The organism is Saccharothrix obliqua, assembly GCF_019375475.1.
Taxonomy (GTDB): Bacteria; Actinomycetota; Actinomycetes; order Mycobacteriales; family Pseudonocardiaceae; genus Actinosynnema; species Actinosynnema obliqua.
In genome coordinates this window covers 288,579-300,633 of the sequence record NZ_JAHXGQ010000004.1, presented here as the reverse complement: position 1 = coordinate 300,633, position 12,055 = coordinate 288,579, and the positions used below count along the sequence as shown (strand labels likewise).

The window sequence follows — 12,055 nt, the reverse complement described above, 5'->3', positions numbered from 1 at the left end:
AATCGCTCGAATATTATCCGCCACGACGTTGTACGAGTCGGCGCGCGCTGTCAACACAAGATCGAAGAGTTGACCAGGAAGAGTGAAGTCTCGTGCGTGTGCACGTCGCTCTGATCGGCTGCCATACGCTCCCCGGTGCGTGCTTCGACCCCGGAGGTGAGTGAGCTGCCCGTCCCATTTTTCACACAGTCGGCGACCTTTTCCCAATTGTGGCCGATAACGCGGCAGCACATTGTCGACGTGGTCCGGAACGGCAAGTTCTCGCACGGGCACAAGGTGGCCGAGCTGGAACGGGCGTTAGCGGACTACACCGGTGCGCGGCACGTCGTGGGCGTGAACAGCGGCACCGACGCCCTGGTCCTCCTGCTGCGGGCGGCGGGGCTGCGGCCCGGCGACGAGGTCGTGGTGCCCGCGTTCTCCTTCATCGCCACCGCCTCGTCGGTGGTGCTCGCGGGCGGGCGCCCGGTGTTCGCCGACATCGAGCCCACCGGTTACGGCATCAGCCCCGGGTCGGTCGCCGCCGTCGCCGGTCCGCGCACCCGGTTCGTGATGCCCGCGCACCTGTTCTGGCACACGGCCGACATGACGGCGTTGCACGCCGTCGCCCGGGACCGCGGGCTGACGGTCGTCGAGGACAGCGCCGAGTCGATCGGCGTGCACCACGACGGCGTCCACGCCGGGCGGCTGGGCGTCGGGGGAGTGCTGTCCTTCTTCCCCACCAAGACCCTGGGCGCGCTCGGCGACGCGGGCGCGGTCCTCACCGACGACCCGGACATCGCCGAGGCGGTGGGCGCGCTGCGCCACCACGGCCGGTTCGGGCGCACCCTCGACCACTTCCCGGGCATCGCCACGGCGACCGGTGCGCCGGGCGTGAACAGCAAGATGGACGACATCCAGGCCGCCGTGCTGCTGGCCAAGCTCGGCCGGCTGGACGAGGACATCGACCGCCGCGCCGCGCTCGCCGCCCGCTACACCGAGCGGCTGGCCGGCGTGCCGGGCGTGCGGCGGCTGCCGTCCGTCCGACCGGGCGTGCGCGGGGTGTTCTACGTCTACGTGATCGAGGTCGAGCGGCGGGACGAACTCGTCGCGCACCTGGCCGCGCGGGGCATCGGCACCGAGACCTACTACCCGACGCCGCTGCACCTTCAGCCGTGCTTCGCCGGGCACGGCCACCGGTCCGGGGACTTCCCGAACGCCGAGGCCGCCTGCCGGCGCACCGTCGCGTTGCCGCTCTACCCGGACCTGCCGGAAGCGGGCGTGGACGCCGTGTGCGCGGCGGTCGAGGGCTTCTACGCGGGGAGGGCGGCGTGATCCCGTTCTTCCCGCCCGACCTGTTCGACGACGACCAGGACGTGCTGCTCGACCTGGTGGCGGAGGTCGCGGCGACGCCCGACCAGCGCTTCATCCTCGGCCCGCGCACCGAGCGCCTGGAGGCGGTGATCCGCGAGTCGGTGGGCGCGGCGGACGCGGTCGCGTGCGGCAGCGGCACGTCCGCGCTCACGCTGCTGCTCGCGGCGATGGACGTCGGACCGGGCGACGAGGTGATCGTCCCGGCCTACGGGTGCGCCCCGCTGGCCGCCGCGCCCCTGTCGCTGGGCGCCACGCCCGTGTTCGCCGACGTCGACCCGTGGACCATGGTGGTGGACCCGGCCGAGGTGCAGGAGCTGATCACCGAGCGGACCAGGGTGATCATGCCCGCCCACGTGTTCTCGGTGATGGCGGACATGCCCGCGTTCCGCCGGATCGCGGCCGACGCGGGCGTGCGGCTGCTGGAGGACTCCGCGGTCGGCCAGGGCGGCGTGCTCGCCGGGCGGGCGGCGGGCACCTGGGGCGACGCGGGCGTCTACTCGTTCGTCCAGGTGAAGACGTTCGGGATGCCCGGCGAGGGCGGCATGGTGGTGACCGACGACCCCGCGCTGGGCCGGGCCGTGCGGGTGCTGCGCAACCACGGCCAGGACGGGCGGACCCGGTTCCGGCACCACCGGATCGGCTACAACAGCCGGTTCGACGAGGTGATGGCCGCGTTCCAGCTCCACCGGTTCGCCGGGCTGCCCGAGCGGCTGGAGCGGCGTGCCCGGATCGGCGGCTACTACACCGAGCGCTTCGCCGGGCTGCCCGGCGTCATCGCGCCGCCACCGGGCCGCGACGGCCGCTGCTTCTACGTCTACTCCCTGCTCGCCGACCACCGCGACGCGCTGCGCGACCACCTCGCCGCGCGCGGCATCGGCAGCCACGTCTACTACCCGGCCCCGCTGCCGCGCCAGCCCGCGTTCGCGCCGCACGCCGCACCGGACCGGGACTGGCCGGCGGCGTCGGCGGCGAGCCGCCGGCAGCTCGCGATACCCGTCCACCCCCACCTGACCGACGCCGAGGTCGAGCTGATCGCCGACGAGGTGCGCCGGTTCGCGCTGTCCCGAGGAGACGCGATGACCACCGAGGACCGGACTTGACCACACTCGCGGCACCCGGCCGCGCGAGGGCGTACGCGCGGCTGGCGAAGCTCGACATCGTCGACTACTACCTGGGCGTCCTGGTGGTGTGGGCGTTGCTGCCCGCCGACCTCCGCTTCGACGGGCGGGTGCTCGCCGTCGCGGCGTTGTTCCTCGTGGGCGAGGTGCTGGTGATGGCGGCGATGGTGGCGCTGGACGACGTCACCGGGTTCCGCGACGGCAGCGACCGCGCCAACTACGGCCCGGACGCGCCCGCGCGCAAGCTCGCCCGCAAACCGCTGCTGACCGGGGCGCTGACCGAGCGGCAGGCGCTGCGGTTCGCGTTCGCCGCGGCCGTCGCCGGCGGCGCGCTGTGGCTCGCGGCGGTCGTCGTCGCGCCCCACCGTCCGATGTGGACCCTGGTGCTGCTGGTGGTGACGTTCTTCTTCGCGCTCCAATACTCGTGGGGCGTGAAGCTGAGCTACCACGGCTTCCAGGAGTTCTTCCTCGCCGCGCTGGGCTGGGCGGTCGTGCTCGCGCCGTACGGCCTGGCGGTGGGCGAGGTCGACGGCGCGGTGGTGGTGCAGGCGCTGCTGTTCGGCCTCGGACCGCTGTTGTTCGGGGTCTACTCCAACACCAACGACGTCGAGGGCGACCGGCAGGTCGGCCGGCCCACGGTCGCCGCGCTGACCTCACCGCGTGGCAACCGGGTCTTCGTCACGGCGGTCTCCGCGGTCGAGATCGCGCTGGTGCTCGCCGCGCCGCTCGCCGGCGCGCCGTGGTGGTTCCCGCTCGCCCTGCTGCCCACCGCCGCGTCACGGCTCAACCAGCTCCGGGTGGGGTTCCACCGGGGCGACGTCCTCCGCGCCCGCAAGCTCGGCATCCACACCCACCGGATCACCGTCGTCGCACTCGTGGTGGTGAACCTGCTGTGAACACCGACTTCGACGTCCTGGTGGTCGGCGCGGGCGTCGCCGGCCTCACCGCGGCCCACGAGCTGCGCCGCGCCGGGCGGGCGGTGCACGTGCTGGAGGCGGGCACGCGCGTCGGCGGCCGGATGGCCACGCTGCGCCGGGCCGGTTTCATCATCGACACCGGCGCGGAGCAGATCTCCGAGCGCGGCTACGACGACACGTGGGCGGTGCTCGCGGACGTGGGCGTCGACCGGTCGGCGGTGCCGCGGATCGGGCGGCGGCTCGGCGTGTGGCGGGGTGGCCGCGTGCGGCCGGGCCTGGCGCACCCGCGCGGCCTGCTGACCGGGGCGGGGCTGTCCCTGCCCGCCCGGCGGGACCTGCTGCGGATCACGCGGGCACGCCACGACTTCGACCGCCCCGAGGCGGCCTCGGCGGAGACGGTCGCCGCGTTCGCCGCCCGCTACCACCCCGACGTGCTCGACTACCTGTGCCAGCCGGTGGTGGCCGGGTTCTGCGGCTGGGACCCGGCGCGGTCGTCGGCCGGGTCGTTCCTGTCGCTGCTGTCCGCGATCGGGCCGTCGTCGGTGTGGCGGACCTACCGCGACGGCATGGACACGTTGGCGCGCGTGCTCGCCGAACAGGTCGACGTGACCCTGTCGTGCCCGGTGGACGAGGTCGTGGCGGGCCGCCGCTCGGCACGGGTGTCCGCGGGCGGCGCCGAGCTGCGCGCCCGGTCGGTGGTGCTGGCCGTACCCGCGCCGGTCGCGCGGCGGGTGTACACCAACCCGCCGGAGCACGAGACGCCGTTCCTGACGGCGTCCACGTACACGCCGATGGTCAAGGTGCACCTGATGCTCGACCGGCGGCCGAAGTCCCGGACGTACCTGGTGGTAGTGCCCGCCACGGCGAGCCGGACGCTCGCCGTGGTGCTGTACGACCACGTCAAGCACCCGAACCGCGCACCCGCCGGCTGCGGTCTGGTCACCCTGATCGCGCACCCCTCGGTCGCACCCCAACTGCTGAGCGCACCCGACGGCACCGTGGTGGACACCCTGGCCGCGGCGGCGGAGGAGTTCGTGCCCGGACTCCGCGCGGCGACGCGCGACACGGTCGTGCACCGGTTCCGCCACGGCCTGCCCGAGGCCACGCCGCACGCGTTGGCGCTGCGGGCCGGTTTCGCCGAACGGCCCGCGGGTGTCGTCGACTACGCGGGCGACTGGGTGGGTGCGATGCCGTGCAGCGAGGCCGCCGTGCGCTCCGGGCGGCGGGCCGCCGCGCGCGTGCTGGCCGCAGCGAGGAAGGAACACGTGTGAAACCGCGGGACATGGGAACGTTGTTCGAGGAGTGCGCGGCCCGGCGCGCGCACACCGCGCTCGTGCTGGACCGGCCGTTCGACATCGCGCCGGAACGCGGCACCCGGTTCACCGTGCCGCAACTGGCGGAACTGGTGGTCGACGCCGCCGGTTGGCTGCACGGCGCGGGCGTGCGACCCGGTGACCGGGTGGCCGTGGTGAAGCGCAACCACTACGACTACGACCTGCTGGCGTGCGCGGCGATCCGGCTGGGCGCGGTGCCCGCGCTGCTGTCCGGGCACCTCTCCGACGACGTGCTGGAGACCCTGCTGAAGCGGCTGGAACCCGCCGTGGTGGTGACCGACCGGCCGCTCGCCGCCCACCACGCGCGGCGCGTCCTGTCGTTGGGCCACGGTGAGCTGACCCTGGACGACGTGCGGGGCACGCGCGCACCGGGCCCGTGGCGGCGGGACGACCACGACCCGCTGGTGGTCAACCACACCTCCGGCACCACCGGCGTCCCCAAGCTCGTCGTGCACACCACCGGGACGCTGGTGAACCAGTTGGCGCGGTTCGAGTCCACCTGGTTGCCGGTCATCGGACTGCGGCGCGACGACGTGGTGGCCAACGCGAGTTCCTACGCCCACGGCCGCACCTTCTGCTGGACCGGCGTCGTGTTCAGCATGGCGCCGCGCCAGGTCCTCGTGCTCAGCGAGCCAGACTCCGCGCAACAGGTGCTCGCCGACCACCGGCCCACCGTGGTGGAGGCGTTGCCCTCGGTGTACGTGCGCTGGCAGCGGTTGGCGAACTCCGCAGCCAACCCGTTCCGCTCGGTCCGGCTCTACATCAGCACCTACGACGCGATGCACCCGCCCGCCATGCGCACCATGCTCGGCGCGTCCGAGCGCAAGCGCCCGGTGTGGGTGCAGGGCTGGGGGCAGACCGAGACCGGGCCGCTGACGTTCCGCTTCCTCACGCGCGCCGCCGCCGCGCGCGAGGAGACCGCCCGCGACCTCGGTCGCCCCGTGCCCGGCCGGACCCGGCTGCGCGTGGTGGACCCGGAGACGTTCACGCCCGTGCCGCGTGGCGTGCCCGGCCTCGTCCTGGCGCGGACCAAGGCGCGGTGCACGGGGTACGTCGGCGAGCAGGACCGGTGGCTGGCCAAGAACTCCGGGCGCTGGTGGAACACCGGCGACCTCGGCGTGCGCACCCGGACCGGTCGGGTGCTGCTGCTCGACCGCGAGGTGGACGCGGCGCCCGGCCTGAGCTGCCTGGAGGTGGAGGACCGGGTGGAGGACCGGCTGCCCGAGGTGCTGGAGTGCGTGGTGCTCGGGACACGAGGCAGCCTGCCGGTGCCCGTGCTGGTGACCGCGGACGGCCTGCTGGACCGCGACCGCTGGCGCGCGGTGGCGGACGGGCTGCCGCCGCTGGCCGCGCCGCGCGTGCTCACCTGGGACCGGGTGCCGCGCACCGGCACCGGCAAGGTGCGGCGGCTGGAGCTGCTGGCCTCGCTGGTCGGCGCGGCCGAGTCGCACGGCAGCGGGCGGTGGACATGACCACCACCGGCTACGTCTTCGCCGACCACGGCGTGCACGCGCGGGAGCAGTTCCGGCTGCTGGCCGAGGCGTACGACCCGCTCACGCTCGACCGCCTCGCGCGCACCGGCGTCCGCGCGGGCTGGCGCTGCCTGGAGGTCGGCGCGGGCGGCGGCAGCGTCGCGCACTGGCTCGCGTGGCGGACCGGTTCGGTGCTCGCCACCGACCTGCGACCCGAGCACGTGCCACCCGCGCCGGGGTTGACCACCGTCCGGCACGACGTCGTGCGGGACCCGTTGCCCGAGGGCGAGTTCGACCTGGTGCACGCCCGGCTCGTGCTGGCGCACCTGCCGGAGCGGGACGCGGTGCTGCGCAAGCTGGTCCGCGCCCTCAAACCCGGTGGCTGGCTCCAGGTCGAGGACTTCGACAAGTCCTACGGCCCCGTGCTGGTCGCGCCGGACGACGAGGCTGCGGCCCGGTACGAGGCGTACCTGGCGGCCAAGGAGCGGGTGTTCGCGGCGGCCGGCTCGGACGGCGAGTGGGGTCGCAAGGCCGCGGCGTCGATGGTCGCGGCCGGGTTGGTCGACGTCGACCCGGTGCCGGTGACGCAGCCGTGGCGGGCCGGCTCGCCCGCCGTGCGGCTGCTCGTCCACCACACCCACCACCTGCGCGACCGGCTCACGGCCGCCGGGATGACCGACGACGACCTGCGGCGGGTGCGGGACGTGCTGGCCGACCCCGGGTTCCGCGCCTCGTCGTGCGTCGTCTACTCCGTGCAGGGGAGGCGGCCGTGACCGCGCTCGCCCCGGACACCCTGAGCTGGGCGGGTCCGGTGGACCTGCCGCTGACCGGCGAGCTGGACGTCCAGGCGGCGTGCGGCCTGATGCACGTCCACGGCCGCCGGCACGGTCGACCGACCAGGCTCGGGCTGGACTACGCGACGGTCTCCGGCGTCGAACTGGCCGAGATCGGCGCGGTGGCCGTGGAGGTGGCCCGCGCGCGGGGTCTCGCGCTGCGGCACGCCACCACGTCCGTCGCGCAGGCCGCGCTGCTCGCGGTCGCGCAGTACCTGGCGGCGGCGACCGCCGAGCCGTGGTCGGAACCGCACCTGCCGGGCGGGCCGCCGTTCACCTCGGCGGACGGCGTGGCCTTCGAGCTGGAGGCGTTGGACCCCGAGGTGTGGCAGCGGTTCTGGAGCACGCTGGGCGTCGCGCCCACCGCCGTCGCGCGGGGCTGGCGGTCGTTCCAGCCCCGGTTCGCGACCGCCACCTGCCCGCTGCCCGCCGAGCTGGTGGCCGCCACCGCCAGCACCCGCATCGGCGTGCTGGAGGACGTGGCGCGGGCGACCGGCACCACCCTGGTGCGGGTCGCGGACCGGCCGGTGGACGACCTGCCGCCGTTCCGGGCGACGCCGCTCGGCCCGGCCGGTCCGCTGCCGCCCGCCGGTGAGCTGCCGCTGTCCGGGCTGGTGGTGCTGGAGTCGTGCCGCCGGGTGCAGGGCCCGCTGGCGGGGCACCTGCTGGCGCGGCTCGGCGCGACCGTGGTCCGGGTCGAACCACCCGGCGGCGACCCGCTGCGCGGCGTGCCGCCGATGGCGGGCGACTGCTCGGCCCGCTTCCGCGCCCTCAACCGCGGCAAGCAGGTGCTGGAGATCGACCTGGGCACCGTCGCGGGCCGCCGGGAGGTGCTGGAGCTGGCGTCGACCGCCGACGTGTTCCTGCACAACTGGGCGCCCGGCCGGGCCGCCGTCTGGTCGCTGGAGGCCGCGGACTTCGCACGCGTGCGACCGGGCATCGTGTACGCCCACGCCTCCGGCTGGGGCGACGCGCTGGGGCCGCGACCGCCGCTGGGCACCGATTTCGTGGTGCAGGCGCACGCCGGGGTGCCGTCGAGCCTGATGACGGTCGTGGACGTGTTCGGCGGACTGGTCGCCGCGCACGGGGTCGTCACGGCACTGCTGCGGCGGGCGCGCACGGGGCGGGGGCAGTCGGTGGAATCGTCGCTGCTGTCCGCGGCGTCCCGGCTCAACGCCCGCACCCGCGGCCGGTGCGCCGCACCACGCACCGTTCCCGTGTGCACGGACCTCGCCGCGTTGGCCCGCGACCCGCGGTTCGCCCGCGCCCTGGAGCGCGCGGAGTGCGTGTTCCCCGCTTCCCCCTGGGAGTTCGTCCGATGACGTGGCGTTCGCGCAACGGGCTGGAGCTGCCCGACCTGGTGCCCGCCGCGTTGCGGCGGCAGTGGGTCGACGCCGGGCACTGCCCCGACCGCGACCTGTACTCGTTGTTCCGCGAGCAGGTCGCGAAGCACCCCGGCCGCACCGCCGTCGTGGACGAGCGCGGCGCGTTGGACTACGCCTCGCTGGACGACGAGGTGCGGCGGCTCGCGGGCGCGCTGGACGGGTTCGGCCCGGCGGACGTCATCGGCGTGCGGCTGCCCAACGGCCGGGACGCGGTGGTGGCCGAACTCGCCGTGGCCGCGGTCGGCGCGGTGGCGCTGCCCTTCGCGGGCGGGTGCGCGGACGCGGTGAGCCTGCTCGGCCGGTCCCGGGCGAGCGCCCTGATCACGGACGCGCCCGCGCCGGACGGCCTGCCGTGGCTGCGCGCGGTGCTGCCGGTGACCGCGCGCGGACCGCGGGCGCGCCCCGTCCCGGTCGATCCCGAGGCACCGGCACGCATCCTGGTGTCGTCCGGCTCGGAGGCCGCGCCGAAGATGGTGGCCTACTCGCACAACGCGGTCGCCGGCGGCCGGGGCAACTACCTGCGGGCCGTGCACCGGGGCACCGCGGTGTGGCGCGACCTGGTGCTCGTCCCGCTGTCGTCGGCGTTCGGGTCGTTCGGCGCGGCGATCACGCTGTGCCGGTTCGGCGGCACGCTCCTGCTGATGCGCCGGTTCGACGCCGCCGCCGCATTGCGCGTGGTGGCCGAGCACCGGCCGACGCACGTGTTCGGGGTGCCCGCGATGCTGCGCCGGATGGCCGACCTCGTGTCCACTGAGGACACCTCGTCGGTGCGGGCCCTGGTGTCCAGCGGTGACGTGCTGCCGGCGGCCACGTTGCGGGCCTGCCGCGAGGCGTTCGGCGTGGACGTGATCAACGTCTACGGCTCGTCGGACGGCGTCAACTGCCACACGGCGACCCCGGAGCACGGCGTCGGCACGCCGGACCCGGCGGTCACCGGTATCCGCTTGGTAGAAGGTGAGATTTGCGCCCTCGGCCCGATGACGCCGCTGTGCCACGTCGGCGCGCCGTCGCCCCGGCTGCCCGGCGGCTGGGTGCGCACCGGCGACGAGGGCCGGTTCGACGAGGACGGCACGCTGCACGTGCTGCGGCGGCGCAACCGGGTCGTGATCCGCGGCGGCTACACCATCAGCCCGGCCGAGGTCGAGCAGGCGCTCGGCGCGCACCCGGACCTGTCCGAGGTGGCGTGCGTGCCGGTGCCGGACCCGGACCTCGGCGAGCGGCTGTGCGCGTGCGTCCGGCCCAAACCCGGCCGCGCCGCGCCGGACCTGGCTCAGTTGACCGACTTCCTGGCCGACCGCCAGGGCGTCACCAGGCACAAGCTGCCGGAGTACCTGCTGGTGCTGCCGGAGTTCCCGTTGGGGCGCACCGGGAAGGTGTGCCTGCACACCCTCGCCCGGCTCGCCGCCGAGCGCCACGGAGCCGCCCGATGACCCTCGACCCGTTCGCCGGACCCGGTTACCAGGGCCTGCTCGCGCTGCACCAGGCGGTGGACGCGGACGCCGAGTTCCCGGCCGGCCTGCTGGAACTGCTGCGGCTGCGGTGCTCCCGCCTCAACGGCTGCTCCTACTGCACGCGGCTGCACTCCGGGCAGGCGCTCGCGGCGGGTGAGAGCCGGGAGCGCGTGGACCACGTGGACGACTGGCGCACGCACCCCGCGTTCACGCCGGCGGAGCGCACCGCGTTCGCGCTCGTGGACGCGGTGACCCTGATCCGCGACGGCGTGCCGGAGGACGTGCGGACCGCCGCGATCGGCGCGTTCGGCGAACCCGGTGTGCAGCAGCTGATCTGGCTCGCGGTGGTGGTGAACTCCTTCAACCGCATGGCCGTCGGCATGGGCGTCAGGTGAGGCCCACCACGGGTGCCGGCGTGCCGCCGAGCGACGTGCGGGTCACCACGACCGCGCCCGGCGCGGCCACCAGGGCTGTTTTGGCCGACGCACCGGAACCGTCGAGGCGGACCGGTGTCGTGACCGGCGTGCCACCGGCCAGGTCCTGCGTGACGATCTTCAGGTCACGGCCCGTGTCGTCACACGCGCGCAGGTATGAGCCGGAAGTGGTGGCGTCGGCGACGCGTTGCGCGCACGCCGCGGTGTCGAGCGGTGTGCTCTCGCCGGACGTCAGGTCGAGCACGTGGGTCTCGGTGGGCGTCGCGCCGTCCTGGACCTCCAGCAACACCCGCGGTCCCGTCCGGGTGCGGACGGTCCACCGCCGGTCCGGTCGGGCGAGCACCGCGCCGGTTTCCGCGTCGAACACACCCGACGTCACCGCGCCCGGCGGCAGCGACCGGCTCGTGAACACCCGGACGGACAGCGCCGCGCCGTCCGTCGTGGCGTCCAGCCGGACGTCCTGGCGCTCGTCGCCCGGACCGGTCGCCAGTTCGTGCTTCCACCGCTCCACGCCGGTTCCCTCGTCCAGGGCGACGACGCGCAGGAGGTCCGGGCACTCCACGGCGGCGAACACGGTGCTCTTGCCGCGCGCGGGCCGCGTGTAGGGCGAGCCGCAACCGCCGGGTGCGGTCCAACGCCACTTCTCGTCGCCGGTGAGCAGGTCGTAGGCGGTGATCGCGTCGTGGTCGCGCAGTGCCAGGACCCGCGTGCCCGGCACCGGTCCCTCCCGGTCCACCAGCGCGACGGGCACCACCTTCTCGAAGCGGACCACACCCGTGCCCGCGTCCAGCACGACCAGCAGCAGTGCCCGGCTGTCCGTGCGGGACCGGTACGACACGACGACCGCGCGGCGGTCGGGCGACGCGGTCACGGAGGCGACTTTCCCGTCGCGCCGGGCGTACCGCCACTGCTCGTTGCCGTCCGGACCGTCCAGCGCCACCACCGAACCGTCGTTCACGCCCACCACGACACCGTGCCCGGCGGCGACGACGTCGACCACGTCGGCGGCCGGTTGCCACGACCACTGCCGTCCGGTCAGCCGGTCCACCAGGGGTGGCGGCTCGGCGAGCCGCTCGTCCCGGGGCTGCGAGTCGACAACGGAGGCGCGCGCGACGTCGGGCGCGACCACAGCGGCAGCCGCCATGCCCACCGCCACCACCACGTCGGGCACGCGGACCCGTGGGCCGCGACGGGCACCGGCCTCGGTGGGGCCGGGTGTGCGGGGACGGACCCACCGACCACGACGGGCACCGGCCGCGGCGGAGTCGGACGTGCGGGGCGTGCCGAGTCCGCTGGAGGAGTCGGACGTCTCGGGGGAGCCGGGCGTTTGGGGTGAGTCGGACGTGCGGGGCGTGCCGGGCGTGTCGGAGGAGTCGGACGTCCCGGGCGTGTTCGGCGCGCGGGTTCGTTGACCGGCGGCGAAAGCGGCCCCGGCGGCGACCGCCAGCGCGCCCACCGCGAGCACCGGCAGCCGGGCGGCGGTCAAGCCGGAGCCCAGGTCGTCGGCGAGCAGGTCCGCGGTCGCCGCCAGCACGGCGACCGCGCCCACCACCGCCACGACGCGCGTGACCGGCGGGCGGGTGAAGCTCAACGCCACCGCCGCCGCCAGGCCGACCGCGAGTCCGATCACCACCTCGTCCACCGGCTGCGGACGTCCCGCGCCACCCGGCAGGAACGGCGCGACCGCGGCGCACACCAGGCCGACGAACGTTGTGCAACGCACCATGTCCGGCACCTCCGCGGCATCTGACGGAGGAGCGC

The 12,055-nt window shown here is 75.0% G+C and carries 10 protein-coding genes; 9 read left to right on the top strand and 1 reads right to left on the bottom strand.

Annotated elements, in window-relative coordinates; translation table 11 throughout:
• Window positions 1–240 precede the first annotated feature (240 nt).
• Genes KZQ38_RS14770 through KZQ38_RS14730 form a run of 9 tightly spaced genes read left to right on the top strand, consistent with a single transcriptional unit; the run spans window position 241 to window position 10,255 of the window.
• Window positions 241–1,311 carry a DegT/DnrJ/EryC1/StrS family aminotransferase gene (locus KZQ38_RS14770; protein WP_372452241.1) on the top strand — a complete coding sequence of 357 codons (1,071 nt, stop codon included), beginning with the start codon at window positions 241–243 and terminating at the stop codon, window positions 1,309–1,311.
• Window positions 1,308–2,450 (top strand): DegT/DnrJ/EryC1/StrS family aminotransferase, encoded by a 1,143-nt coding sequence (locus tag KZQ38_RS14765; protein WP_219442352.1) that lies wholly within the window; start codon window positions 1,308–1,310, stop codon window positions 2,448–2,450. The genes KZQ38_RS14770 and KZQ38_RS14765 overlap by 4 nt, the downstream gene beginning before the upstream one ends.
• Window positions 2,447–3,364, top strand: coding sequence for a UbiA family prenyltransferase (locus KZQ38_RS14760; protein WP_219442350.1), 918 nt, complete (start codon window positions 2,447–2,449; stop codon window positions 3,362–3,364). Before KZQ38_RS14765 ends, KZQ38_RS14760 begins: the two co-directional genes overlap by 4 nt.
• Window positions 3,361–4,656, top strand: coding sequence for a protoporphyrinogen/coproporphyrinogen oxidase (locus KZQ38_RS14755; RefSeq protein ID WP_219442349.1), 1,296 nt, complete (start codon window positions 3,361–3,363; stop codon window positions 4,654–4,656). The genes KZQ38_RS14760 and KZQ38_RS14755 overlap by 4 nt, the downstream gene beginning before the upstream one ends.
• 11 nt (window positions 4,657–4,667) lie before the next feature.
• Window positions 4,668–6,191 (top strand): class I adenylate-forming enzyme family protein, encoded by a 1,524-nt coding sequence (locus KZQ38_RS14750; protein ID WP_219442347.1) that lies wholly within the window; start codon window positions 4,668–4,670, stop codon window positions 6,189–6,191.
• Complete coding sequence (locus tag KZQ38_RS14745) at window positions 6,188–6,964, top strand: class I SAM-dependent methyltransferase (protein WP_219442345.1); 777 nt, start codon at window positions 6,188–6,190, stop codon at window positions 6,962–6,964. The genes KZQ38_RS14750 and KZQ38_RS14745 overlap by 4 nt, the downstream gene beginning before the upstream one ends.
• Window positions 6,961–8,346, top strand: coding sequence for a CoA transferase (locus KZQ38_RS14740; protein WP_219442343.1), 1,386 nt, complete (start codon window positions 6,961–6,963; stop codon window positions 8,344–8,346). Before KZQ38_RS14745 ends, KZQ38_RS14740 begins: the two co-directional genes overlap by 4 nt.
• On the top strand, window positions 8,343–9,839 hold the full coding sequence (locus tag KZQ38_RS14735; protein WP_219442341.1) for a class I adenylate-forming enzyme family protein: 1,497 nt from the start codon (window positions 8,343–8,345) through the stop codon (window positions 9,837–9,839). The genes KZQ38_RS14740 and KZQ38_RS14735 overlap by 4 nt, the downstream gene beginning before the upstream one ends.
• On the top strand, window positions 9,836–10,255 hold the full coding sequence (locus KZQ38_RS14730; RefSeq protein ID WP_219442339.1) for a carboxymuconolactone decarboxylase family protein: 420 nt from the start codon (window positions 9,836–9,838) through the stop codon (window positions 10,253–10,255). Before KZQ38_RS14735 ends, KZQ38_RS14730 begins: the two co-directional genes overlap by 4 nt.
• On the opposite strand, the gene KZQ38_RS14725 is transcribed toward KZQ38_RS14730, so the two are convergent.
• The gene (locus KZQ38_RS14725) at window positions 10,248–12,020 is read right to left on the bottom strand and encodes an outer membrane protein assembly factor BamB family protein (protein ID WP_219442337.1); all 1,773 of its coding nucleotides are present in this window, start codon (window positions 12,018–12,020) and stop codon (window positions 10,248–10,250) included. The genes KZQ38_RS14730 and KZQ38_RS14725 overlap by 8 nt on opposite strands.
• Window positions 12,021–12,055: the final 35 nt, after the last annotated feature.

Excerpts from the sequence above, each read along its gene's own strand:
- KZQ38_RS14730 (WP_219442339.1), top strand. The coding sequence starts at position 9,836 with ATGACCCTCGACCCGTTCGCCGGACCCGGTTACCAGGGCCTGCTCGCG.
- KZQ38_RS14725 (WP_219442337.1), bottom strand. The coding sequence starts at position 12,020 with ATGGTGCGTTGCACAACGTTCGTCGGCCTGGTGTGCGCCGCGGTCGCG.
- KZQ38_RS14745 (WP_219442345.1), top strand. The coding sequence starts at position 6,188 with ATGACCACCACCGGCTACGTCTTCGCCGACCACGGCGTGCACGCGCGG.
- KZQ38_RS14735 (WP_219442341.1), top strand. The coding sequence starts at position 8,343 with ATGACGTGGCGTTCGCGCAACGGGCTGGAGCTGCCCGACCTGGTGCCC.
- KZQ38_RS14750 (WP_219442347.1), top strand. The coding sequence starts at position 4,668 with ATGGGAACGTTGTTCGAGGAGTGCGCGGCCCGGCGCGCGCACACCGCG.